A 21,372-nucleotide genomic window follows, 5' to 3' on the forward strand; every position below is an offset into this window, starting at 1 on the left:
ACCCCCATGACCGAGGCAACCGCACTGTCGGACACCACCGCCGCACCGGACATCGAGACCGCCGACGCGGCGATCCGGCTGCGCGGGGCGAGGATGGCCTTCGGCGACCGCACCCTCTGGCGCGACCTCGACCTCGACGTGCGGCCGGGTGAGTTCATCGCCGTCCTCGGACCCAACGGCTCGGGCAAGACCTCACTGCTGCGCGCTCTGCTCGGCACCCTCGAACTGAGCTCGGGCAGCGCGGAGATCGCGGGCAGGCGAGCCGGGGTCGGCAATCCGGGCATCGGCTACATCCCGCAGCAGAAGACCATCGACGCCGGCGTGCAACTGCGCGGCGTCGACCTGGTCGGCCTCGGCGTGGACGGGCATCGGTGGGGGCTCGGGTGGCGCGGGCGTCGCAGCCGGGCCGAGAAGGTCGAGCGGGCAATCGCCGCGGTGGGCGCCGGGTCGTTCGCGCACGCGTCGCTGGAGACGATGTCCGGTGGTGAGCAGCAGCGGTTGCGGGTCGCGCAGGCCCTGGTCGGCGACCCGTCGGTACTGCTGTGCGACGAACCGCTGCTGAGCCTGGACATGGCGAACCAGCGGCTGGTCGCCGAACTGGTCGACAAGCGCCGCCGCGAACACGACACCGCGGTGCTGTTCGTGACCCACGAGATCAACCCGATCCTGCCGCTGGTGGACCGGGTGCTCTACCTGGTGGACGGTGGCTTCCGGATCGGTACGCCCGATGAGGTGATGACCTCGCAGACGCTGTCGGAGCTCTACGGCACCGAGGTCGAGGTACTGCGGGTACGCGGCCGCCTGGTGGTCGTCGGCACCGGCGACGATATGGACGCCCTGGGCGGTACCGCCTGATGGAAAAGCTCACCAAGGTGTTCCAGCAGATGTTCGACTTCGCCACCACCGCGAACCTGCTCGGCTACGACTTCGTGCAGCAGGCGCTGTTGGCCAGTGCCCTGCTCGGGTTGTTGGCAGGCTTGATCGGACCGCTGATCGTCGCCAGGCAGATGTCGTTCGCCGTGCACGGCACCAGCGAGCTCTCGCTCACCGGCGCGTCGGCGGCGCTGCTCGTCGGGGTCGGGGTCGGCTTCGGGGCGATCGCCGGTTCGGTGGTCGCGGCCGTGCTGTTCGGGTGGCTGGGTTCTCGCGCGCGCGAACGCGATTCGGTGATCGCGGTGGTGCTGTCGTTCGGGCTCGGGTTGTCGGTGCTGTTCCTGTGGCTCGCGCCGGAACGGGCCGGGTCGAAGTTCTCGCTGCTCACCGGGCAGGTCGCCGGGGTCGGCTACGACGGGCTCGCGCTGCTGGTCACCTGCACCGCGGGCGTGCTCGCCGTGCTGGCCGTGGTGTATCGGCCGCTGTTGTTCGCCAGCTCCGATCCCGAGGTCGCGATCGCGCGCGGGGTGCCCGTGCGGGCGCTGTCGGTGGTGTTCGCGGTACTGCTCGGCATCACCGCCGCGTTCGGCGTGCAGATCGTCGGCGCGCTGCTGGTGCTCGCCCTGCTGATCACCCCTGCCGCCGCGGCCGCGCAGGTGACCTCGAGCCCGATGCGGGCGACCGTGCTGTCGGTGATCTTCGCCGAGGTCGCCGCGGTCGGCGGGCTGCTGCTGTCGCTGGCGCCCGGTGTTCCGGTGTCGACCTTCGTCACCGCGATCTCGTTCAGCATCTACCTGGTGTGCCGGGTCGTCGGACATCGCAATCGGCAACTCGTGCACGCGCGCTGAACCCGCTCCGATGCCCGAACGGCCGCGAACCACGTAGGTCGGCGCGCAGAATGGCCAGCATGATCGACTTCACCGTTCCGGATGATCTGGCCGCACTGCGAGATCGGGTTCGCGCCTTCGTCGTCGAGCAGATCGTGCCGTTCGAGCGCGATCCCCGGCTCACCGCACACGGCCCGAACGACGACCTGCGGGCCGAACTCGTCGAACTGGCCCGCGCCGAGAAGCTGCTGACCGTGCAGGCGCCGGTGGAATACGGCGGGCTCGGACTCAGCCACGTCGAGCAGGCGCTGGTGTACGAGGCGGCGGGGTGGTCCACGCTCGGACCGGTCGCCATGAACTGCGCCGCGCCCGACGAGGGGAACATGTTTCTGCTCGGCAAGGTCGCCGACCCGGAGCAGGTCGACCGGTATCTGATGCCGGTGATCCGCGGTGAACAGCGCTCGGTATTCGCGATGACCGAGCCCGGTGGGGCCGGTTCGGATCCCGGACAGCTCAGCACCGAGGCGGTGTTCGACGGCGAGAACTTCGTGATCAACGGCCTCAAGTGGTTGATCACCGGCGCCGACGGCGCCAAGACCTGGATCATCATGGCCCTGCTCGCCGAGAACCCCCACCTGCCCGCCGGGCCGACCCTGTTCCTCGCCGACGGTGACGCGCCGGGCATCGTGATCGAGCGGATCATGAACACGATGGACCGCAACTACGTCGGCGGGCACGCGGTCGTCCGGTTCGACAATCTCACGCTGCCGCCGACGGCCGTACTCGGGCGCACCGGACAAGCCCTGCGGTACGCGCAATTACGGCTCGCCCCCGCCCGGCTCACACACTGCATGCGCTGGCTCGGCGCGGCGGCCCGCGCCCAGTCCATCGCGCTGGACTACGCGCGCACCCGCACCGCGTTCGGCAAGCCGATCGGCGAACACGAGGGCGTGTCGTTCATGCTCGCCGACAACGAGGTGGCGCTGCACCAGTGCAGACTGACGATCTGGCACGCCTGCTGGCTGATGGATCAGGGGCAGCAGGCCAGGCACGAATCGTCGATGGCCAAGTCGTATGTGTCCGAGGAACTGTTCAAGGTCACCGATCGCTGTGTGCAGGTGCTCGGCGGGATCGGGATCAGCGACGAGACGGTGGTGGAGATGTTGTTCCGGGACATGCGCGCGTTCCGTCTTTACGATGGGCCGACGGAAGTGCACAAGTACGCGATCGGCAGACACTTGCTGGCCGGTCGCTAGTACGATTCCATCCCATGAGTTCGGAATTGCTCGTCGATGTCGAAGGCGGCGTCGCGCTACTGACGCTCAACCGACCAGCCAAGCAGAACGCCGTCACCCCGACGATGGCGGCCGAGCTGAGCGCCGCCCTTCGCCGGTGCGATACCGAGGACGCGATCCGCGCCGTCGTGATCACCGGCACGCCGCCTGCCTTCTGCGCGGGCGCCGACCTGGCCGCGCGCGGTGGCGACGTGAGCGCCACCCTCGATCCGCCCCCCTGGCAGGTCCGTAAACCGGTGATCGCCGCGGTGAACGGGCACGCGGTCGGTATCGGGCTGGCGCTGGCTCTCCAGTGCGACCTGCGCTATTTCGCTCGCGATGCGGTGTACGGGCTGAATCAGGTGCGTCGCGGGGTGCTCGCCGACGGGTTCGCGCACTGGACGGTGCCGCGCCTGGCCGGCCTGGCCAACGCTGCCGACATCATGCTCACCGGGCGCACCTTCGACGGTGACGAAGCCAAGTCACTCGGGCTGGCCAATGCCGCACTGCCCGCCGACGAGGTGCTCATGACCGCGATGGCGGTGGCCCGCGACATCGCCACCGGGACCGCACCCCTGCCGGTCGCGCTCACCAAGCGGCTGATCTGGGAGAGCCTCGGCATGACGCCCGCGGTGGTCGGGCAGCTCGAATCCGAGCTCAACGCGCAGGTTGCCAAGAGTGTCGACGGTGGCGAGGCGATGGTGGCGTTCAAGGAGCGTCGCCCGCCGAACTGGACCGGCAGCGTCAGCGGCGAATGGCCCGCCTGGGACGCGCCCGGCGTGCGCCCGAGCCTGGACTGAGCCTCAGAAGTTCCCGTTGCAGGACCCGGCCAGGTACAGCATCGCGAACAGCAGCATGCAGATGGTGCCGAAGATGCCCGCGATATAGCCGATCATCACCTGAGACCGGCCGCTGAGCGCACCGTAGGACGCGTCGATGTCGTTGAGTGCCCGCTTGCCGAGCACCCACGCGACCGGCCCGAAGAGCCCACAGCAGAACGGGCTGAGCAGCCCGAGCACAAGGATCAGGTTGGCCTGCGGGTGCTCGACCGTTTCGCCGATCGGCTGATTAGGGATCGCCACAGCACGAATTGTACGGTGACAGAGCAGTTTTGCCCGTCAACCGCGCGGACTCAGCCCAGACGGCGCTGCCTGGCGATGTCGGCGAGGACGACGCCCGCGGCGACCGAGGCGTTGAGCGACTCGACCGGGCCCGCCATCGGGATGCTCAGGATCGAGTCGCAGTTCTCGCGAACGAGCCGCGACAGGCCCTTGCCCTCGGAACCGACCACGACGACCGTCGGGACGCTGCCGTCGAAGTCGTCGAGGGTGGTGTCGCCGTCGGCGTCCAGGCCCACGATCTGGATGCCGTTCGAGGCCCAATCCTTCAGCGTGCGAGTCAGATTGGTCGCCCGTGCGACGGGCAGCCGGGCGGCGGCACCGGCGCTGGTACGCCATGCCACGGCGGTGACGCTGGCGCTACGACGCTGCGGGATCACCACACCCTGTCCGCCGAACGCGGACACCGAGCGGATGACGGCACCGAGGTTGCGGGGGTCGGTGATGTTGTCGAGCGCGACCAGCAGCGCGGGTTCGGCGGTGGCCTTCACCCGGTCCATCAAGTCGTCGGGGTGTGCGTAGCGGTACGGCGGCACCTGCAGGGCCACGCCCTGGTGCATTCCGTTGGCGCTCAGCCGGTCCAGATCGGTGCGGGGCACCTCGAGGATGGAGATGCCCATGTCGGCGGCGCGCTGCACGCTCTCCGAGAGCCGGTCGTCGTTCTCGGTGCCGACCGCCACGTACAGGGCGGTCGCGGGCACGTCGGCGCGCAGACACTCGAGGACGGGGTTGCGGCCGAGCACCAACTCGGGACCCTCGTCGGACTTGCGTCCCGCACGCGGAACGCCGGACTTTCCGGTCGGCCGACCCTGTGCCGCATTGGCTTTGGCCGCGGCTCTGGCCCGCTTGGCGGCGGGGTGCTTGGTGCGCTCGGACGCGGGCGGAGTCGCGCCCCTGCCCTCGAGACCGCGGCGATGCTTCCCGCCGGAACCGGCGACGGCACCCTTCTTGGTGCCGCTCTTCCTGACTGCTCCGCGTCGCTGTGAATTGCCTGCCATCAGTTCGCCTTTCCGCTCGATGCGCCCAGCGACCATTCCGGCCCCTGCGGGGTATCGGTTACCTCGATACCCGCGGCGATGAGCCGATCCCGTGCGGCATCGGCTTCTGCCCAGTTCTTGTCGGCCCGCGCGTTCGCGCGGCGATCCAGCTCCGTGCGGACGAGCACGTCGAGCGCGTCGATCGCCGCCGAATTGTCGGCGGGGGTGTACCACTGTTCGTCGAGCGGGTCGACGCCGAGAATTCCCAGCATCGCCCGCACCTGACCGGCCAGTTCGACCGCGGTCTCCACCGCACCCGCTTCCAGCGCGCGATTGCCCTCGTGCACCACGTGGTGAATTTCGGCGAGCGCCTTCGGGACTGCCAGATCGTCATCGATCGCGGCGGCGAATCCGTCGGTCCATTTACCGATCGGCACCTCGCCCGCCCGGTCCAGCACTCGCTGCACGAAGGCTTCGATGCGCTGATACGAGGCGACCGCGTCGTCGAGTGCCTTGTCGGAGTATTCGAGCATCGAGCGGTAATGCGCGCTGCCCAAGTAGAAACGCAATTCTACCGGGCGCACCCGGGTGAGGACATTCGGCACCGAGAGCACGTTGCCGAGTGACTTCGACATTTTCTCCCCGCCCATCGTCACCCAGCCGTTGTGCAGCCAGTAACGCGCGAAACCGTCGCCCGCGGCTTTGGACTGGGCGATCTCGTTCTCGTGGTGCGGGAAAATCAAATCCATTCCACCGCAGTGGATATCGAATTCCGGCCCCAGATAGAACTCGGCCATCGCGGAGCATTCCAGGTGCCAGCCGGGACGGCCGGGACCCCATGGCGACGGCCAGCTCGGCTCGCCGGGCTTGGCGGCCTTCCACAGCGTGAAGTCGCGGGGGTCGCGTTTGCCGCGGGTCGGGGTCTCGCCCTGGTGCACGTCGTCGAGTTTGTGGCCCGACAGCTCACCGTAATCAGGCCAACTCACCACATCGAAATAGACATCGCCGTCGGCGGCATAGGCGTGGCCGCGCTCGATCAGGCGCTGCATCAGCTCGACCATCTGGGTGATGTGACCGGTGGCGCGCGGTTCGGCCGAGGGTGGCAGCACGCCGAGCGTCTCGTAGGCCTTGTCGAACGCGCGCTCGTGGGTCGCTGCCCATTCCCACCACGGCCTGCCCGCTTCGGCGGCCTTGTTCAGGATCTTGTCGTCGATATCGGTGACATTGCGGATGAACTGCACGTCGTAGTCGTGCGCGAGCAACCAGCGACGCAGCACGTCGAAGGCGACGCCACTGCGCACATGACCGATATGGGGTTGCCCCTGCACGGTGGCCCCACACAGATACACCGAGGCACGGCCGGGGACCAGCGGGGTGAATTCCCGCATGGTCCGCGTGTCGGTGTCAAAAAGGCGCAAGGTCACGGCATTCGATCCTAGTCGGTGGGATTGGGGTGGGGTTGACCGGCCGGTTCGTGGCGCCGTGGTGAACGGAACGGCTGATCGAATCGGCGAAAAGCAATACGCGGAAGGAAAGGTTCAGTGGCCCGTCGGGGCTACGAACATGCTGCGATCAGACAGGTGGCGATGGCGGCGATACCCTCGCCGCGACCGGTCAGACCGAGACCGTCCGTCGTGGTGCCCGACACCGAAACGGGGGCGTCGAGGAGTTCGCCGAGCACTTTTTGCGCTTCGGCGCGGCGGGGGCCGATCTTCGGGCGATTACCGATGACCTGCACCGCGGCGTTCACGACTTCGAAGCCTTCGTCGGCCAGCAGCCTGCGGACCTCGATGAGCATGGCGGCCCCGGTGACACCGGCCCATTCGGGGCGGCCGACGCCGAAGACAGCGCCCACGTCGCCGAGGCCGGCGGCGGAGAGCAGGGCGTCGCAGAGGGCGTGGGCGGCGACGTCACCGTCGGAGTGGCCCGCGCAGCCGTCGGCGTCCGGGAACAGCAGACCGGCCATCCAGCAGGGCCGTCCCGGCTCGATGGGGTGTACGTCGCTGCCGATACCGACTCTCATCGGGCAACCGCCTGCTCGACGCCGGGACGCCCGACGGCAGGCGACCGACCGCCGTCGGCCAGCAGCGCCTCGGCCAGGCGCAGGTCGAGGGGGGTGGTGATCTTGAATGCCAGTGGGTCACCGGGGACCGTGTGCACGGCGACACCGAGGCGTTCGACCAGACCGGCGTCGTCGGTGGCGCCGACGTCGGTGGCGTAGGCGCGGCGGAGCAGGTCGGCGGCGAAGCCCTGGGGGGTTTGGATGGCGCGCAGGTGGGCGCGATCGGGGGTCCCGGTGACGACGCCCGCGTCGTCGACCGATTTCACGGTGTCCACGACGGGCAACGCGGGAACCACGGCCTGGCTGCCAGCCTTAAGTTCGGCAGCCACCCGTGCGATGAGTTCCGGTGGTGTGAGCGCTCGTGCGGCATCGTGCACGAGATAGAACGCGGCATCGGGCGCGGCGGCGATGCCCGCACGCACCGAATCGGTGCGCTCGGCGCCGCCCACCACCACCTGCACCGGCACAGGGGGCATCGAACCGCCGGTCAGCGAGGTGGTGGTGGACAGCAGCGCGGATGCGGCCTCGACCAGTTCGGCGGGTACGACCACGACAACCCGGTGCACCGCACCGGACGCGATCAGACCGTCGACGGCCAACCGGACCATAGGTGTGCCGCCGACCGCGACGAACGCCTTCGGGGTGGGTTCACCCAGGCGCACGCCACGACCGGCGGCAGGGACCAGTGCTACGACAGGTCGCACTTGTTTGTTTGTTTCTAGGAAGCCGCGGCGAGAACCTCGTCGAGCAGCGATTCGGCCTTGCCGTCGTCGGTGCCCTCGGCGAGCGCGAGCTCACCGACGAGGATCTGACGAGCCTTGGCGAGCATTCGCTTCTCACCGGCGGACAGGCCGCGGTCCTGCTCACGACGCCACAGGTCACGCACCACTTCGGCCACCTTGTTCACATCGCCGGAGGCGAGTTTCTCGAGGTTGGCCTTGTAACGGCGGGACCAGTTGGTCGGCTCCTCCGTGTGTGGCGCGCGCAGCACCTGGAAGACGCGGTCGAGACCTTCTTGGCCGACGACGTCACGGACGCCGACGTATTCAGCGTTCTCTGCGGGAACCCGAACGGTCAGGTCGCCTTGCGCAACCTTCAGGACCAGATACTCTTTCTGCACACCCTTGATGGTGCGGGTCTCGATTGCTTCGATCAGCGCCGCTCCGTGGTGGGGGTAAACGACGGTGTCTCCGACCTTAAAAATCATGTGTCCCGTGCCCCTTTCGATGTTCACAGTTTAACATGCGACTCGATAACGGCGCGATCAACTGTGCAGGTCAGGGCCACAACGAGGCCATCGCAGGGGTTGACAATCCAGAATTGTTGTGCATTGTGTTGTGCCAGAACGGGTTAACCACCAGCACAGCGACAGGTTATCGCACAGGGCGATCCCGGCATCGATCCGGCAAACCCCCTCGAGACACCGAACTGTTACTTCCGCACCCGCGCGTCGCGAGCCCGAACGTCACCCGCGCGAAGTGAACTACTACGCTGCCTAGTTACTACCCTCCGATCCCCGTGTGGACGGAGTGAGCCCGGTCGACATGGAGGACAAACCGTGACTGCCCTGAAAGCTGTGACCGCCCACTCGGCGCGACGTCGCATGGTGACGGTTGCCGCGCTCGCCGCTGCCGCGGGCATCGCCCTGACCGGCTGCAGTGCCGGCCAGCACACCCAGACCTCGACGCAGGCCGCCGCGATCAACGGCAACCACGCCAACGTCGGCGCCATCGCCCTGCGCAACGTGCACATCGTGTACCCCGAGGCCGCCGCCGAGCACGACAAGGGCGGCAAGGCGGTGATCGCGATGTCGATCATCAACAACAGCGAGACCGTCACCGACGAGCTGACCAGCGTGAGCACCGACCTGGGCCAGGTCAAGATCACCGGGCCCGCGGGCGACCCCAAGTTCGTGCTGAAGCCGCAGCAGACCGTGGTCGTGGGACCGGGCGAGACCAAGCCCGCCGCGGCCGACGATCACCACGGCGCCACCGCGGCGGCACCGACCACCACCGCGGCCGCGCCGACCAGCGCCGCCGCGGGCATCGACATCCCCTCGAACGATCCGGTGAAGACCCCGGCCACGATCGAGATCACGGGCCTGTCCAAGGACATCGTTCCCGGCCTGACCTACAACGTCACCTTCAACTTCAAGGACGCGGGCACCGTGCAGGTGTCGGTCCCGGTCGATGCCGCGGCCGTCCCGCGCATCGAGAACGAGAAGTCCGGCCCGGCGCCCGAGGGCGCGGGCGGTCACTGACACCAGCCGTAGGGAAGAGCCGTCGCGAACTTCGCGGCGGCTCTTCCTTTTGTGTCGGTCCGGGTCCGTAGGGTGCGCGTGTGGCCAAGACCAAAGCAGTCTTCCGGTGCTCCGCGTGCACGCACGAGGTGTCCAAGTGGGTGGGTAAGTGCCCTGATTGCGGTGCCTGGGGAACGGTGAACGAGGTGGCCGTTTCGGCCTCCAGCGCGGCCCCGGGGCGGCGGGCGATGCTGCCGAGTACCGCGGCGGCGCCGTTGTCGCAGATCGACGCCAAGGTCACGCAGGCGCGGTCGACGGGGGTGAGCGAGCTCGATCGGGTACTCGGGGGCGGTGTGGTGCCCGGGTCGGTGGTGCTGCTGTCCGGCGAGCCGGGAGTCGGCAAGTCGACGCTGCTGCTCGAGGTCGCGTTCCGGTGGGCAGCGGCGCGCGAGGAGACCGCGCTGTATGTGACCGCCGAGGAGTCCGCCGGGCAGGTGCGGCTGCGGGCCGATCGCACGGGTGCGGTGCACGACCGCGTGTACCTGGCGGCCGAATCGGATCTGTCGATCGTGCTCGGGCATGTGGAGCAGGTGCGGCCGACGCTGCTGGTCGTCGACTCCGTGCAGACCATGCTGGCACCGGAGGTGGACGGGGTGATCGGCGGTGTCACCCAGGTGCGCGCGGTCACCGCGGCGCTGACCTCGCTGGCCAAGGCGACCGGGATCGCGGTGCTGCTGGTCGGGCACGTCACCAAGGACGGGAACGTGGCAGGCCCGCGCACGCTCGAACACCTGGTGGACGTGGTGCTGCAGTTCGAGGGCGACAAGAATTCGTCGCTGCGCATGGTTCGCGGCATCAAGAACCGGTTCGGCAGCGCCGACGAGGTGGGCTGCTTCGAACTGCACGACGACGGCATCGCCTGCGTCGACGATCCGTCCGGGTTGTTCCTGCACCATCGCACCGACACCGTGCCGGGCACGGCGGTGACCGTCGCGATGGACGGCAAACGGCCGCTGGTGGCCGAGGTGCAGGGGCTGACCGTCAAGACCGAGATCCCCCAGCCACGCCGGGCGGTGAGCGGGCTGGACTACAACCGCGTCGCCATGGTGCTGGCGGTGTTGCAGAGCCGGGGCCGGGTCTTCCTCGGCAAGCACGATGTGTACGCGGCGACCGTCGGCGGGATGCGCCTGCTCGAGCCGACCGCCGACCTGGCCATCGCCTTGGCCATCGCCTCCGCCGAGGCCGACATCGCCCTGCCGGCGGGGTGGGTGATCCTCGGCGAGGTCGGGCTGGCGGGTGAGGTTCGCAAGGTCACCGGGCTCGGCAGACGCCTGGCCGAAGCCGAACGGCTGGGGTTCACCACCGCGCTCGTTCCGCCCGGTTCGGAGAAAACCAAGACCGGCACGATGCGTATCCACGAGGTCGGGGATCTGCGATCGGCACTGCGATTGGCCGAACTCCGCAAATCCCGCGCACCCCGCGAAGTGGTGGCGGTGGAATAACTCCGGCAACCGGCTGATTCAGCGCCGGTTCGCCATTGCTCCGCCAATGTCCATTGACGGCACCGCCGATCTTGCGAACGCTGCAAATCAACCCATCTTGAACATGTGACCTATGGCGCACCCGCACAATGCCCCCGGCCTGCGGGAGCGCGGCGTCAAGAGGCGAGGTTGAACGGCTCCGCGGCGCTGCGAACGGCACCGAGCTGGGCCACGACCATGTACGCACCCGCGGGCACCTGGAGGCGGTCACCCGCGCACTGCGGCTGCGAGGTGGTGCCGAACCAGGTGCCCTTGTAGGAAAGTTGTTCACCGGCCTTGAGCGTCTTCATCTCCGGCGGATCGTCCTGGTTGCAGTCGTTGCTCGCCCACAGCCTGCGCTGGCCGTCAAGGGTGTAGACGAGGAACTGTGGGCCCGCGCCGAGATCGCGCGAGCAGGCCGCGGACGAGATGTTGGTGATCACGGTGCCGAACGCGGGCTGGTCGCCGACCCGATAGGTCGGCTGGCCGACCGTCACCTTCAGCGCCAGCGACTGGTCCGAGCACGGCTGTGCCGCGGGCTGGTCGGCGGCGGCCGTCGTCGCGCTGGGCGTGACCGACCCACTGCTGGGCGTGGTCGACGCGCTACTCGACGCCGAGCTCGTCTCGGACGCGCTCGACTCCGCCGACGTGGTCGTGCTCGCGGCCGCCTTGTCGGCGCCGGACGAGTCCCCACCGCGCGCGACCATGGTGACGAGCCAGATCACGATCGCGAGCGCGACGACGATGACGCCGATCGCGAGTGCACGGCGGCGCCAGTAGATCTCCGGTGACAGCGGTCCATTCGGTTCCAGCACGCCTCAACGGTAAGCGCAGCGCGCAGGGGCGCGCTCGATGACCTCGGCGTGTCGGGGGCCGAACCGGGGAGAAGCGGGCGGTTCAGACCACCTCGCCGATATTGCCGACAGTGCGCCGCAGGTGCACGCGACCGTCTTCGAGCTTGTAGGTGACGCTCGCGATAGCGCACTGACCAGTGGCAACGCGCTGGGAGATGATCATCGAGCGCTGCATGAGCAGCTTGCTGGTCTCCACCACGTGACGCGCTTCGAGATCGTCGAGCGAGGTGAGCCCTTCGCGTCGCCCGACCAGGATCGACGGGGTCACCCGCTCGACCACGCTGCGAATGAACCCGCCGGGCACCTCGCCGCCGTCGAGTGCGTCGATGGTGGCCTTCACGGCGCCGCAGCTGTCGTGCCCTAGGACGACGATCAGCGGCACGTTGAGCACCTCGACGCCGTATTCGATCGAGCCGAGCACCGAACTGTCCACGACGTGGCCCGCTGTGCGCACCACGAACATGTCGCCGAGCCCCTGGTCGAAGATCAGCTCGGCGGCGACGCGGGAATCACCGCAGCCGAACAGGATCGCGTGGGGGTTTTGGCCCTTGACGAGTTTGGCTCGGTCCGCGGCACCCTGGCTAGGATGCTGCAGGGTGTCGTTGACGAAGCGCTCATTGCCTTCGCGCAACGACTTCCAGGCGCTTATCGGATTGGAACCAGGCATACCGACCATTGTGCACAGACCCTTGGTTACCAGCGAGTCCGCCACGTTACGCGTCGGCAAAGAGAGACTGGCTCAGAGGAAACGGGAACAGTGAGCATCGACGCGCAGGCCCTGCTCGACTGGTTCGACGACACGGCGCGCCCGCTGCCGTGGCGCGAACCGGACGCGACCGCATGGCACATCCTGATGAGCGAGATCATGCTCCAGCAGACGCCGGTGGTGCGGGTGGAGCCGATCTGGCGCGAATGGGTGGCGCGCTGGCCGGTGCCGTCGGCGATGGCGGCGTCCTCGCAAGCGGAGGTGCTGCGGGCGTGGGGCAAGCTGGGATATCCGCGGCGGGCGTTGCGGCTGCACGAGTGCGCGCGGGTGCTGGCGACCGAACACGGTGACGTGGTCCCCGCCGACGTCGACGTGCTGCTGAGCCTGCCCGGCATCGGCGCGTACACCGCTCGCGCGGTGGCCTGTTTCGCCTACGGGCAGCGAGTTCCCGTGGTGGACACGAACGTTCGTCGCGTGGTGGCTCGGGCGGTCCACGGCCGGGAGCCCGGCAACCCGTCCTCGCGCGATCTCGCCGAAACCGAAGCGCTGCTCCCTGTTCCGGTGCCGCGGGCCGCGAGGTTCTCGGCCGCCCTGATGGAACTGGGCGCGCTGGTGTGCACGGCCCGCAACCCCGACTGCGCCCGCTGCCCGCTGCCGAGCTGCGCCTGGGTCACCGCGGGCAAACCGGCCGCCGACGTGGTGCGCAAGGTGCAGAAGTACGAGGGCACCGACCGTCAGGCCCGTGGGCGGCTGCTCGATGTGCTGCGCGACGCGTCGGGCCCGGTCGAGCGGATTCGCCTCGACCTGGCATGGACCCGCGATCCGGGTCAGCGTGCGCGAGCGTTGGACTCGCTGCTGGTCGACGGGCTGATCGAACAGACCGACGATGGGCTGTTCGCACTCGCGGGCGAAGGAAGCCCCACCGGGTGATGTCGGATCGCGGCACGTGCCGAGAGCGGGACGACCGCCGGCCGGCTCACCTCGTGACGCGCTCCAGGAACTGGCCGACGTGTTCGCGGTATGCCTCGGGTTGTTCGTCATGCACGAGGTGGCCCGCCTCGGCGATGCGCACATACTCCGCGTCGGGATGCACCTGCGCCATCGTCCGCATCTGCCCCGGCGGGGTGATCGTGTGCTCACCCTCGATGAGCAGCGTGGGCACCCGCAGCGACTTCCATTCGGTCCAGAAGTCGCGCGTGCCCCACTCCTCGGAGATCGCGCGGAAGGTGTCCACCTCGCCGTGTAGCCGGTAGCCGTCGGACGCGGCGGTGAACGCGCGCAGGAAGTACGTGCCCGCGACCGGGCCGAAAAAGTCGAGCACCGCCTGCTCGTCGGCGAACGGTTGCGGCCAGGAGTGGATCAGCTCGGCCCAGTGGGCGGCGGTGCGGCCGGTGAAATCGGGAGCGATGTCCTCGACGACGATCGCGCGCACCCGCTCGGGCCAGGTCGCCGCGAAGACCCACCCGTGGATCGCGCCCATCGAGTGCCCGACGATCACCATCGGCTCGGTGATCGCGGCGGTGCGCTCGGCCAGGTCGGCCACGAACGCCTCCGTCGTGAGCTCGGCGGGCGCCGGCCGACCGTGCCCGGCGGCGTCCACCGCATACACATGCCCGAACTCCCGCAACCACGGCACCTGATCGGCCCACGTCCGCGCGCTCCCCATCAGCCCGTGCAACAGCAGAATCGGAACCCCGGACCCACCTTCGTCGTACAACACATCTCCGATACTGCCCCAGCTACGTCACGTCGCCGAAGGCGAGTTCGCGGGCCGCGAACACCCGGCGCCGGCCGGCAGAGATACTGTCTGCATGGCTGTTGTGAAGATCAATGCGATCGAAGTTCCCGAGGGCGCGGGCCCCGAGCTGGAGAAGCGGTTCGCCGCGCGTGCCGGCGCGGTGGAGAACTCCCCCGGTTTCCTCGGATTCCAGTTGCTGCGCCCCGTCGCCGGCGACAACCGGTATTTCGTGGTGACGCAATGGGATTCGGAGGATTCGTTCGCCGCGTGGCGTGACGGCCCGGCCCGTGCGGCGCACGCCGGAAACGGTGGTGACGGCGAGCGTCCCAAGCCGGTGTCGACGGGCGCCTCGCTGCTCGAGTTCGAGGTCGTCCTCGACGTGCCCGCGAAGGCCTGACAGCGGCGTTTCCGCTGGACATGCGGTTACGTGTATTGACGTGGACGGCTCGCGGCTGTCACAGTTCGAGGGAACACGCGAGGGTGCGCGGTAATTCCGGTGTGAGTCCGGAGCGGTCGCGCCACTGTATCCAAGTACCGGGTCCCCGGTGCCGGAGAGCCAGACACCGGCACCTTCGCACCACACTTCAACCGTGGGACGCGTATCCCTAGAGGAGGACCCGAATGGCTATCGCGCATTCACCCAGCCGGTCTACCGGTCTCGACACCCTCGCAACCGTGCTCGTCACGGTCGGTGTCGTCCTGCTTGCACTGCTCGCCCTGTACCTGGTCGGTTTCGACCAGGGGGCCGTCTCGCGTAGCGGGATGTTCCTGCACGAGCTGATGCACGACGGACGCCACCTGCTGGGTGTTCCGTGCCACTGATCGGATCACTCAAGACCCTGCTGTTGCGCGGCCTGCTGGCCGGCTTGATCGCCGGCCTGCTGGCCGCGACAGTGGGCTACTTCGTCGGCGAGCCCCAGGTGGACGCCGCGATCGCTATCGAAGAGGCCGCGGCCGCTCCGGCCGAGCACGGCCACGAAGCCGCGCAGCCGCAGGGCCACTCCCACGGCGACGAGGAAGAACCGCTGGTCAGCCGGTCGGGCCAGAAGGCGGGACAGTTCCTCGCGCTGGGCTTGGCGGGCATGGCGTTCGGCGCGTTGTTCGCGTCGGCGGTGAACGTGGCTCGCCGGTTCACGAACCTGTCGGGCCCCCAATTGTCGCTGACCTCGGCGGTTCTCGCGTGGGCGGCGATCGTCGCGGTGCCGTTCTTCAAGTATCCGGCCAACCCGCCCGCGGTGGGCGATCCGGACACCATCAACGAGCGCACCTGGCTGTGGGTCGCGGCCGTCGTCCTCGGCCTGCTGGCCGTCGCGGCCGCCGTCGCGGCCTACCGTGCGCTCGCCGCGTCGGACACGCTGCGACTCATCGCCGGGGTGGGCGCGTTCGTCGTGGTCACCACGGTCGGTTACGTGCTGCTGCCCGGCGTGAACGAGGTGGCCGACGACTTCCCCGCCACCCTCCTGTGGAACTTCCGGGTGGCTTCGCTGGCCGAAACCACCACGCTGTGGGTGAGTTTGGGGCTGGCGTTCGCCGCGCTCACGGAATTCGCCTCGCGGCGTAGCACTCCGGTAGTGGACAAGGTTCCTACCGCAGGGTGATCCTCGCGAGCAGCTGAGAACGGCAGTGTCGGTGTCATGACCGGCACTGCCTTTCTTGTTTCCAGCACTCGCCCCCGCGCCGTGAATGTCGCCTTCGGCGGGATCGTCACCGCGCTCGCCGCCGGGGTCGCCGAGGGACTGTTGCGCGCCGTTCGTGGCGGCGATGAATTCGGCGCCACCGCAACGGGTCTGCTGCCCCGGCTCGCCATCTACCTGGCCGTCGCCGGGGTCGCCCTGTACATGCTGAACGGCAGCCGGGTGGCGCGTGCGCTACTGACCGTCGGCATCGGCGTGGTGGGCCTGGTCTCGCTGATCATCGAGCCGCTGGCGGTGGTGCTGTCGACCGACGATTACGCGACCCTGTTCGACGGCATGTCCCCCAGCTCGACCGTGCTGGCAGGCTGCCGGACCGTGCACATCCTGGCCGTCGTCCTCGCGATCCCGGCCATGTACACCCCCGCCGCGCACCGCTGGTTCACCCAGCGGTGACGGCGAGCGCCGCTCAGGCCAGTGCCGCGTCCAGCTCGATCTCGGCCACACCGGTGAGAGCCTTGCTCACCGGGCAACCGTTCTTGGCCGCGAGGGCAGCCGCGGCGAATCCGTCGGCATCCAGCCCCGAGGCACGCCCGCGCACCGTGAGCTTGATCTTGCTGATCTGGAAGCCACCGGCCGGGTCGGGCGCGAGGGTGACATCGGCGTTGACGTCGAGGCTTTCCGGCGTCCCACCGGCATTGGCGATCTCCGCCGACAGCGCCATCGAATAGCACGACGAGTGCGCCGCCGCGATCAGTTCCTCCGGGCTGGTGCCCTCGGCCGTGTCGGCCGCCCGGCGTGGGAAGCTCACATCGAACTTGCCCACACCCGAGCTGGCCAGTTCGACCTGCCCGGACCCGTCCTGCAGTCCGCCTGACCAGAGTGTGCGTGCGCTGCGAGTCGGCATCGCGATCCTTTCGGTTCGAGTTGTATTGCGTGGCGATGACGAACCTACTCGGGTCCTCAGACGGTGGCGCTGGTGATTTCGTCGAGACGCTCGAGTTTGTCCGGCCAGACCTGCTGGTGCAGATCCCGGATCGCCGCGGTGGGGAAACCCGAGTGGCGCAGACGCAGGCGGATACCGCGTGGTTGTTTGAGGAATTCGGCGGCGACCACCGTTTCCACGCCGTCGGTGGCGGCGGTGACCCAGGTGAATTCGATCCGCCGATTCGGCTCGAGCAGCAGAATGCGGCCGTAATGGGGGTTGCGCTTGTCGGGCGAGCCGGTGTCGAAGTAGAGGGGCTCGTTGACGGCGGGGCGCATCAGCACCGATCCGGGAACGGCCAGCCATAAATCCAAGCCTTGGGTCCAGGCCGCGTAGAGCAGGCTGGGCTGGGCTTTCATCACGCGCTCGACCGTGAGCTCGTGTGGCCGCGTGGACAGGTCCGGGGGGCGAACTGGCTGGTCCATCAGCCGACCTTACCGGTCATGACCGGCCGATCCTCGCATCGGGTGTGCGACAGAGTTACTCAGGATTCGTCACCCGCGCGAGCACGATGCCGCCGAGGATCAGCGACAGCGCCAGCGCGCGGCCCGCGCTCAGCGGATCCTTGTGCACGAGCACCCCGAGACCGATCGCGCCGAGCGCGCCGATTCCGGTGAAAACCGCGTAGGCGGTGCCCACCGGGAGGGTCTGCATGGCGCGCGAGAGCAGATATACCGCCAGGGAGCCGAGCGCGACGCAGAGCAGGGTCGGGCCGAGTCTGGTGAAGTTCTCGGTCGGTTTGATGGTTTGTGACCAGACGATTTCGACGAGCCCGGCCAGGCCGAGCACTATCCAGCTCATCGCACGTAATCCTTTGCCAGCGAACGCACTTCGGCCTGCGCGGCGGCGAGCGAGGCTTCGTGAGCGTCGCGCAGATGGGCCAGGTTCGGATCCTGCACGGCATTGGCCAGTTCGGCGTTGACGAAAACCGTGTCGGTGACCGCGAAGTGGCCGGCGAAGAAGTCGCGCAGAAAGCGCTCCTGGTAGTCGAACGCCGCTTTGGGCGCACCGGGCGAGTACGCACCGCCGCGGGCGGTCACCACGACGAACCTGCGTTCCCCCAGCGACATTCGGGGAAAGGTGACCTGGTCGAGCCATGCCTTGAGAGCGGCGGGGACGGAGTAGTTGTACATCGGTGTGCCGATCAGGATCACATCGGCGGCCAGCACCTGCGCCAGCAGCGGTTCGGCCACTCGCCATGCGGCCTTCGCCGCGGGAGTGACGGCGAGTTCCGGGAGCCGGTCGAGGTCGGTGGCCCCGGCGGCGAGGACGGCGTCACACAGTTCGGTCCAGCCCTCGTCGATGAACGGCGTCGGCTCGGCGGCGAGGTCGCGATAGGTGTAGGTGCCGCCGGGTTCGGCGTCGCGCCAGGCCCGGACGAATTCGGCGCCCAGCTTGCGGCTGAGGGAGTTCGTGCGAGCGCTGGCATCGAGGTGCAGCAGGTGAGTCATGACGGTTCCTAACTGGACATGATGTCCACTTGTTGATCTCTCGACGATAGAACACAAGTGGACATGTTGTCCAGATAATCGTTGCCGGGTTACAGTCGACCCATGGAGCCACGATCCGACCTGATCACCGGCTTGGCGCTGGACGCGCAGCCACCCACCGAGCGCACCGACGCGGCCCGCAATCGCGCGAAAGTACTGGCGGCGGCCGCCGAGCTCTTCGCCACTCGCGACCCACGCACGGTCACCATGGACGACATCGCCAAGGCCGCGGGCGTGGGCCGCGGCACCCTCTACCGCCGCTACCCCGACCGCAACGCGATCGCCGTCGCCCTCCTCGACGAGCACGAACGCGCCCTCCAGGAACAGCTCCTGCGCGGCACACCCCCGCTCGGCCCCGGCGCTGAACCGGCCGATCGCCTGGCCGCCTTCTACGCGGCGATGATCGAATTGCTCACCGCCCACGCTCATCTGGTGCTCGGCGCGGAGACCGGCGGCGCCCGCTTCGCCACCGGCGCCTACGGGTTCTGGTCGGCGCACGTGCGGTCGCTGCTGGTCGAAGCCGGTGTGTCACAGCCGGATTCGCTGGTCGATCCGGTCCTCGCGCCACTCGCCGCCGAGGTCTACCTCCAGCAACGCGAACGCGGCTTGTCGCCCGAGCAGATCACCGCCGGTCTGTCCACCCTCGCCCAGCGCCTCCTGCGTGCCTGATCGATGACCTCGGACCCCACTCCGTGTCGGACCCGAGCAGTACCGTCCGGCAGGTGACGAGCACCCCCGAAGACATCTCCCGATTCTGGAATCTGATCGCGTCGGCCTGGACGGCCACCGGTACCGAACCGTCCGCCGCCCTGCGGTCGGCAGCAGACGACCTCGACAGCCGACTCGACGCCTTCCTCACCCAGTTGAGCGCCCTGTCAACAGATTTCAGCAGCGCGGAACTGACCGCGCTCGACCGCGTCGCCGAACGCGCGCTCTACGACATCGACCGCGCCGACCTCCAGGCGATCACCGACGGCTCCGACGACGGCTTCCTCTACGCCCGGGGATTCATCGTGGCCATGGGCCGCGACTACTACGACGCCGTCAGCTCCGACCCCGAGGCCGCGACCACCGACGCCGAATGCGAGCAGATGTGCTATTTCTTCGCCCACCTGCACAATGAGCGCTTCGGCGCCTTCCCCGACACGGGCTCGGGCATCTCCCGTGAAACGGCGTCCAACCCGGCCGGTTGGTCCTGACCTGACGCGCAGGTAGCGGCAGCCCGTTTTCGGACTGCCGCTCCCTGGTGCCGGGTTCGATGATCGCAGCGCGTCAGGTGAGATCGCGGCGGGTCATCAACCAGATGGTGCCGCCGGCGAAGGCCACCACGTACACGGCCAGCAGAGCGAAAGATTCACCGCGGGTGAGGATGTCGAGAACTCCGGGGTTGGCCGGTCCCTCCACGGTGCGCATCGCCCCGGCCAGCGAGCCCGCGGCCGTACCGGGGAGCAAGTTGGTGACAGCTTCGATCGGGCCGAAGATCCCCGCCACACCGCGAAGCAGGTTCTCCACCACCAAAACCCAGACCAGGCCGAGCCCGACGGCGAGAGCGGGGCCGCGAGCGATGGCGCCGATGAGGGCCCCCGCGAGGGTCCACATGCCGAGAATCGCGGTACCGGTGCCGATTCCGATCAGTGAGTCGTCGAGTGCGGGCATCGTGACCGGCTGGGCTTCGCCGACCGCGATCACGGTGGCGATGCCGACATCGACGGCGAAGGCCGCCAGGACAAGCGCGAGGACCACTGCCAGCAGCGTCAACAGCAGTCCCGCCACGGCCGCAGCTCGGCTCGGGCCCTGGGTGAACACGGTTTTCCATGTGCCCCAGCCATATCCGCTGCCCACCGCGAGAGCGCCGAGGATCAGCACCAGCGCGCCGCCGAACATCGACATGCCCTGCGTGAACACCTCGGGGACAGCGGCGGGCATGAGCTGGCCGAGCAGAACATCGCGAGGCAGGCCGTCCGACATCGCACCGTTTTCGCCCGAGGTGTAGGCGAGGTAGTTGAAGAGGTAGGCGAAGGTCAGGTTGAGCAGGATCCAGGTACCGAGGACGATCCAGAAGGCGGGCCAGCGGCCCAGGCGTAGCGCTTCCGCACGGACGCTCGCGGTGAGATCCCTTGTCATGGCGTTCATTTCGCTACCTCCGCAGCCGTCATCTCGAAGAACACTTCTTCCAGCGATTTCTCGTCCACCCGCAGTTCGAGCAGGTCCGCGCCTGCCGTCACGACGGCTCGCGCGACCTCAGGGGCCAGCGCGGCGCTCGTGTCGACCCTGATGCCGTCCGCCCCCGCTCGGGCGGGGGCATCGATGACGGCGCGTACGGCGTCCAGAGCCACGTCCACGGGCTCGGCGCGCACCAGCAGTGTCGCGGTGCCGCGCAACTCGGCCACCGTAGATTCCGCCAGCAGGCGCCCACCGGAGATCACACCGACCCGGTGGCAGATCTCCTGCACCTCGGCGAGCTGGTGGCTCGACAGCAGCACAGTGTGTCCGTCGGCCGCGAGATCGGTGATGAGCGTGCGCATTTCGGCCAGGCCCGCCGGGTCGAGGCCGTTGGTCGGTTCGTCGAGGATGAGCAGGTCCGGGTCACCGAGCATGGCCGCGCCGACGCCGAGACGCTGTTTCATGCCGAGCGAATAGGTCCGGAAGCGGTCGCCTGCCCGGTCGGCCAGGCCGACGCGTTCCAATGCCTTCTCGACCTCGGCATTGCCATGGCCGCGATAGCGGGCCAATACCCGCAGGTTGTCGCGGCCCGAGAGGTACGGGTAGAAGCCGGGGCCCTCGATGAGTACACCGATTCGGCGCAGCACCTCCGGATCGCCCGGCGACAGGCCCCGCACGGTCGCGGTGCCCGCGCTGGGCCGGATGAGACCGGCGAGCATGCGCAACGTGGTGGTTTTGCCCGCGCCGTTGGGCCCGAGGAATCCGTAGATCTCCCCCGCCGCGACCCGCATGCTCACCCCGTCCACCGCGAGGTGTTCGCCATAGCGTTTGGTCAACTCGCTGGTGACCACGATCGATTCGTTCATGCAAATCAGAATCCGCGCTCGAGGGGTGCCGGGACATCCGTCCCGCGGC

At 68.5% G+C, this 21,372-nt stretch carries 28 protein-coding genes; 13 read left to right on the forward strand and 15 right to left on the reverse strand.

Translation table 11 applies throughout. The features are described 5' to 3' along the window. Window positions 1-6: 6 nt before the first annotated feature. Genes ACFULV_RS32255 through ACFULV_RS32270 form a run of 4 tightly spaced genes read left to right on the forward strand, consistent with a single transcriptional unit; the run spans window position 7 to window position 3,774 of the window. Window positions 7-855, forward strand: coding sequence for a metal ABC transporter ATP-binding protein (locus ACFULV_RS32255; protein WP_378663348.1), 849 nt, complete (start codon window positions 7-9; stop codon window positions 853-855). Further along, window positions 855-1,721 (forward strand): metal ABC transporter permease, encoded by an 867-nt coding sequence (locus ACFULV_RS32260; protein WP_378663351.1) that lies wholly within the window; start codon window positions 855-857, stop codon window positions 1,719-1,721. The genes ACFULV_RS32255 and ACFULV_RS32260 overlap by 1 nt, the downstream gene beginning before the upstream one ends. A gap of 59 nt (window positions 1,722-1,780) precedes the next feature. After that, window positions 1,781-2,956 carry an acyl-CoA dehydrogenase family protein gene (locus ACFULV_RS32265; RefSeq protein WP_378663353.1) on the forward strand — a complete coding sequence of 392 codons (1,176 nt, stop codon included), beginning with the start codon at window positions 1,781-1,783 and terminating at the stop codon, window positions 2,954-2,956. A gap of 14 nt (window positions 2,957-2,970) precedes the next feature. Further along, window positions 2,971-3,774: an enoyl-CoA hydratase/isomerase family protein gene (locus ACFULV_RS32270; RefSeq protein WP_378663356.1), complete on the forward strand. Its 804-nt coding sequence runs from the start codon at window positions 2,971-2,973 to the stop codon at window positions 3,772-3,774. A 3-nt stretch (window positions 3,775-3,777) separates the two neighbouring features. Here the strand turns inward: ACFULV_RS32270 and ACFULV_RS32275 are convergent, their stop codons facing one another. From ACFULV_RS32275 to carD, 6 genes are all read right to left on the reverse strand, one after another. Beyond that, complete coding sequence (locus tag ACFULV_RS32275) at window positions 3,778-4,056, reverse strand: DUF4190 domain-containing protein (RefSeq protein WP_378631576.1); 279 nt, start codon at window positions 4,054-4,056, stop codon at window positions 3,778-3,780. 50 nt (window positions 4,057-4,106) lie between these two features. Then, on the reverse strand, window positions 4,107-5,090 hold the full coding sequence (rlmB, locus tag ACFULV_RS32280) for a 23S rRNA (guanosine(2251)-2'-O)-methyltransferase RlmB (protein ID WP_378631574.1): 984 nt from the start codon (window positions 5,088-5,090) through the stop codon (window positions 4,107-4,109). Further along, window positions 5,090-6,493 (reverse strand): cysteine--tRNA ligase, encoded by a 1,404-nt coding sequence (gene cysS / locus ACFULV_RS32285; protein ID WP_378663359.1) that lies wholly within the window; start codon window positions 6,491-6,493, stop codon window positions 5,090-5,092. The genes rlmB and cysS overlap by 1 nt, the downstream gene beginning before the upstream one ends. Window positions 6,494-6,624: 131 nt before the next feature. Beyond that, window positions 6,625-7,092: a 2-C-methyl-D-erythritol 2,4-cyclodiphosphate synthase gene (gene ispF, locus ACFULV_RS32290; RefSeq protein WP_378663362.1), complete on the reverse strand. Its 468-nt coding sequence runs from the start codon at window positions 7,090-7,092 to the stop codon at window positions 6,625-6,627. Beyond that, window positions 7,089-7,835, reverse strand: coding sequence for a 2-C-methyl-D-erythritol 4-phosphate cytidylyltransferase (gene ispD, locus ACFULV_RS32295; RefSeq protein WP_378663365.1), 747 nt, complete (start codon window positions 7,833-7,835; stop codon window positions 7,089-7,091). Before ispD ends, ispF begins: the two co-directional genes overlap by 4 nt. A 14-nt stretch (window positions 7,836-7,849) precedes the next feature. Beyond that, window positions 7,850-8,338, reverse strand: a complete 489-nt coding sequence (gene carD / locus ACFULV_RS32300) for an RNA polymerase-binding transcription factor CarD (protein ID WP_019044685.1) — start codon at window positions 8,336-8,338, stop codon at window positions 7,850-7,852. Between the two features lie 351 nt (window positions 8,339-8,689). Between carD and ACFULV_RS32305 the strand changes: the two genes are divergently transcribed. Next, window positions 8,690-9,391, forward strand: a complete 702-nt coding sequence (locus ACFULV_RS32305) for a hypothetical protein (RefSeq protein ID WP_378663368.1) — start codon at window positions 8,690-8,692, stop codon at window positions 9,389-9,391. Window positions 9,392-9,471: 80 nt separating this feature from the next. Then, window positions 9,472-10,872 carry a DNA repair protein RadA gene (radA, locus tag ACFULV_RS32310; protein WP_378631567.1) on the forward strand — a complete coding sequence of 467 codons (1,401 nt, stop codon included), beginning with the start codon at window positions 9,472-9,474 and terminating at the stop codon, window positions 10,870-10,872. Window positions 10,873-11,027: 155 nt separating this feature from the next. Here the strand turns inward: radA and ACFULV_RS32315 are convergent, their stop codons facing one another. Together ACFULV_RS32315 and ACFULV_RS32320 are read right to left on the reverse strand one after the other, a co-directional pair. Further along, entirely contained in the window at window positions 11,028-11,705 is a 678-nt protein-coding gene (locus tag ACFULV_RS32315; protein WP_378663370.1) for a hypothetical protein, read from the reverse strand. Between the two features lie 82 nt (window positions 11,706-11,787). Then, window positions 11,788-12,411, reverse strand: coding sequence for a carbonic anhydrase (locus ACFULV_RS32320; RefSeq protein ID WP_056819369.1), 624 nt, complete (start codon window positions 12,409-12,411; stop codon window positions 11,788-11,790). A gap of 90 nt (window positions 12,412-12,501) precedes the next feature. On the opposite strand from ACFULV_RS32320, the gene ACFULV_RS32325 reads away from it, so the two are divergent. Beyond that, a complete protein-coding gene (locus tag ACFULV_RS32325) occupies window positions 12,502-13,380 on the forward strand; it encodes an A/G-specific adenine glycosylase (RefSeq protein ID WP_378631565.1) in 879 nt (292 codons plus the stop codon). Window positions 13,381-13,426: 46 nt separating this feature from the next. Here ACFULV_RS32325 and ACFULV_RS32330 read toward each other — a convergent pair whose 3' ends face one another. Beyond that, window positions 13,427-14,170 carry an alpha/beta fold hydrolase gene (locus ACFULV_RS32330; protein ID WP_378663371.1) on the reverse strand — a complete coding sequence of 248 codons (744 nt, stop codon included), beginning with the start codon at window positions 14,168-14,170 and terminating at the stop codon, window positions 13,427-13,429. Window positions 14,171-14,261: 91 nt separating this feature from the next. Here ACFULV_RS32330 and ACFULV_RS32335 point away from each other — a divergent pair, with 91 nt between their 5' ends. From ACFULV_RS32335 to ACFULV_RS32350, 4 genes are all read left to right on the forward strand, one after another. Continuing rightward, on the forward strand, window positions 14,262-14,585 hold the full coding sequence (locus ACFULV_RS32335; protein ID WP_378631562.1) for an antibiotic biosynthesis monooxygenase family protein: 324 nt from the start codon (window positions 14,262-14,264) through the stop codon (window positions 14,583-14,585). Window positions 14,586-14,809: 224 nt separating this feature from the next. Beyond that, on the forward strand, window positions 14,810-15,010 hold the full coding sequence (locus ACFULV_RS32340) for a CbtB-domain containing protein (protein WP_019044677.1): 201 nt from the start codon (window positions 14,810-14,812) through the stop codon (window positions 15,008-15,010). Then, on the forward strand, window positions 15,001-15,786 hold the full coding sequence (locus ACFULV_RS32345; RefSeq protein ID WP_378663373.1) for a CbtA family protein: 786 nt from the start codon (window positions 15,001-15,003) through the stop codon (window positions 15,784-15,786). The genes ACFULV_RS32340 and ACFULV_RS32345 overlap by 10 nt, the downstream gene beginning before the upstream one ends. Before the next feature lie 36 nt (window positions 15,787-15,822). Continuing rightward, the gene (locus ACFULV_RS32350; RefSeq protein ID WP_378663375.1) at window positions 15,823-16,275 is read left to right on the forward strand and encodes a hypothetical protein; all 453 of its coding nucleotides are present in this window, start codon (window positions 15,823-15,825) and stop codon (window positions 16,273-16,275) included. 13 nt (window positions 16,276-16,288) lie between these two features. Here ACFULV_RS32350 and ACFULV_RS32355 read toward each other — a convergent pair whose 3' ends face one another. From ACFULV_RS32355 to ACFULV_RS32370, 4 genes are read right to left on the reverse strand one after another with little or no spacing between them, the layout of a single operon-like run. After that, window positions 16,289-16,726, reverse strand: coding sequence for an OsmC family peroxiredoxin (locus tag ACFULV_RS32355; protein WP_378631557.1), 438 nt, complete (start codon window positions 16,724-16,726; stop codon window positions 16,289-16,291). A gap of 56 nt (window positions 16,727-16,782) precedes the next feature. Then, a complete protein-coding gene (locus ACFULV_RS32360; protein WP_378631556.1) occupies window positions 16,783-17,229 on the reverse strand; it encodes an SRPBCC domain-containing protein in 447 nt (148 codons plus the stop codon). 55 nt (window positions 17,230-17,284) lie between these two features. Continuing rightward, on the reverse strand, window positions 17,285-17,605 hold the full coding sequence (locus ACFULV_RS32365) for a DMT family transporter (protein WP_378631554.1): 321 nt from the start codon (window positions 17,603-17,605) through the stop codon (window positions 17,285-17,287). Then, window positions 17,602-18,255, reverse strand: coding sequence for an FMN-dependent NADH-azoreductase (locus ACFULV_RS32370; protein WP_378663377.1), 654 nt, complete (start codon window positions 18,253-18,255; stop codon window positions 17,602-17,604). The genes ACFULV_RS32365 and ACFULV_RS32370 overlap by 4 nt, the downstream gene beginning before the upstream one ends. A 102-nt stretch (window positions 18,256-18,357) precedes the next feature. Between ACFULV_RS32370 and ACFULV_RS32375 the strand changes: the two genes are divergently transcribed. Together ACFULV_RS32375 and ACFULV_RS32380 are read left to right on the forward strand one after the other, a co-directional pair. Next, window positions 18,358-18,963: a TetR/AcrR family transcriptional regulator gene (locus ACFULV_RS32375; RefSeq protein WP_378663380.1), complete on the forward strand. Its 606-nt coding sequence runs from the start codon at window positions 18,358-18,360 to the stop codon at window positions 18,961-18,963. A 53-nt stretch (window positions 18,964-19,016) separates the two neighbouring features. Continuing rightward, on the forward strand, window positions 19,017-19,493 hold the full coding sequence (locus ACFULV_RS32380; protein ID WP_378663383.1) for a DUF4240 domain-containing protein: 477 nt from the start codon (window positions 19,017-19,019) through the stop codon (window positions 19,491-19,493). A gap of 73 nt (window positions 19,494-19,566) precedes the next feature. Here the strand turns inward: ACFULV_RS32380 and ACFULV_RS32385 are convergent, their stop codons facing one another. Both ACFULV_RS32385 and ACFULV_RS32390 read right to left on the reverse strand, forming a co-directional pair. Beyond that, complete coding sequence (locus ACFULV_RS32385; RefSeq protein WP_378663386.1) at window positions 19,567-20,427, reverse strand: ABC transporter permease; 861 nt, start codon at window positions 20,425-20,427, stop codon at window positions 19,567-19,569. After that, on the reverse strand, window positions 20,424-21,323 hold the full coding sequence (locus ACFULV_RS32390; protein ID WP_378663389.1) for an ABC transporter ATP-binding protein: 900 nt from the start codon (window positions 21,321-21,323) through the stop codon (window positions 20,424-20,426). Before ACFULV_RS32390 ends, ACFULV_RS32385 begins: the two co-directional genes overlap by 4 nt. Window positions 21,324-21,372: the final 49 nt, after the last annotated feature.

The organism is Nocardia sp. NPDC057272 (assembly GCF_042668615.1).
Classification (GTDB): Bacteria; Actinomycetota; Actinomycetes; order Mycobacteriales; family Mycobacteriaceae; genus Nocardia.

Excerpts from the sequence above, each read along its gene's own strand:
- ACFULV_RS32385 (WP_378663386.1), bottom strand. The coding sequence starts at position 20,427 with ATGAACGCCATGACAAGGGATCTCACCGCGAGCGTCCGTGCGGAAGCG.
- ispF (WP_378663362.1), bottom strand. The coding sequence starts at position 7,092 with ATGAGAGTCGGTATCGGCAGCGACGTACACCCCATCGAGCCGGGACGG.
- ACFULV_RS32335 (WP_378631562.1), top strand. The coding sequence starts at position 14,262 with ATGGCTGTTGTGAAGATCAATGCGATCGAAGTTCCCGAGGGCGCGGGC.
- ACFULV_RS32350 (WP_378663375.1), top strand. The coding sequence starts at position 15,823 with ATGACCGGCACTGCCTTTCTTGTTTCCAGCACTCGCCCCCGCGCCGTG.
- carD (WP_019044685.1), bottom strand. The coding sequence starts at position 8,338 with ATGATTTTTAAGGTCGGAGACACCGTCGTTTACCCCCACCACGGAGCG.
- ACFULV_RS32360 (WP_378631556.1), bottom strand. The coding sequence starts at position 17,229 with ATGGACCAGCCAGTTCGCCCCCCGGACCTGTCCACGCGGCCACACGAG.
- ACFULV_RS32365 (WP_378631554.1), bottom strand. The coding sequence starts at position 17,605 with ATGAGCTGGATAGTGCTCGGCCTGGCCGGGCTCGTCGAAATCGTCTGG.
- ACFULV_RS32375 (WP_378663380.1), top strand. The coding sequence starts at position 18,358 with ATGGAGCCACGATCCGACCTGATCACCGGCTTGGCGCTGGACGCGCAG.
- ACFULV_RS32270 (WP_378663356.1), top strand. The coding sequence starts at position 2,971 with ATGAGTTCGGAATTGCTCGTCGATGTCGAAGGCGGCGTCGCGCTACTG.
- ACFULV_RS32265 (WP_378663353.1), top strand. The coding sequence starts at position 1,781 with ATGATCGACTTCACCGTTCCGGATGATCTGGCCGCACTGCGAGATCGG.
- ACFULV_RS32255 (WP_378663348.1), top strand. The coding sequence starts at position 7 with ATGACCGAGGCAACCGCACTGTCGGACACCACCGCCGCACCGGACATC.
- ACFULV_RS32260 (WP_378663351.1), top strand. The coding sequence starts at position 855 with ATGGAAAAGCTCACCAAGGTGTTCCAGCAGATGTTCGACTTCGCCACC.
- ACFULV_RS32340 (WP_019044677.1), top strand. The coding sequence starts at position 14,810 with ATGGCTATCGCGCATTCACCCAGCCGGTCTACCGGTCTCGACACCCTC.
- rlmB (WP_378631574.1), bottom strand. The coding sequence starts at position 5,090 with ATGGCAGGCAATTCACAGCGACGCGGAGCAGTCAGGAAGAGCGGCACC.
- ACFULV_RS32370 (WP_378663377.1), bottom strand. The coding sequence starts at position 18,255 with ATGACTCACCTGCTGCACCTCGATGCCAGCGCTCGCACGAACTCCCTC.
- ACFULV_RS32320 (WP_056819369.1), bottom strand. The coding sequence starts at position 12,411 with ATGCCTGGTTCCAATCCGATAAGCGCCTGGAAGTCGTTGCGCGAAGGC.
- ACFULV_RS32390 (WP_378663389.1), bottom strand. The coding sequence starts at position 21,323 with ATGAACGAATCGATCGTGGTCACCAGCGAGTTGACCAAACGCTATGGC.
- ACFULV_RS32355 (WP_378631557.1), bottom strand. The coding sequence starts at position 16,726 with ATGCCGACTCGCAGCGCACGCACACTCTGGTCAGGCGGACTGCAGGAC.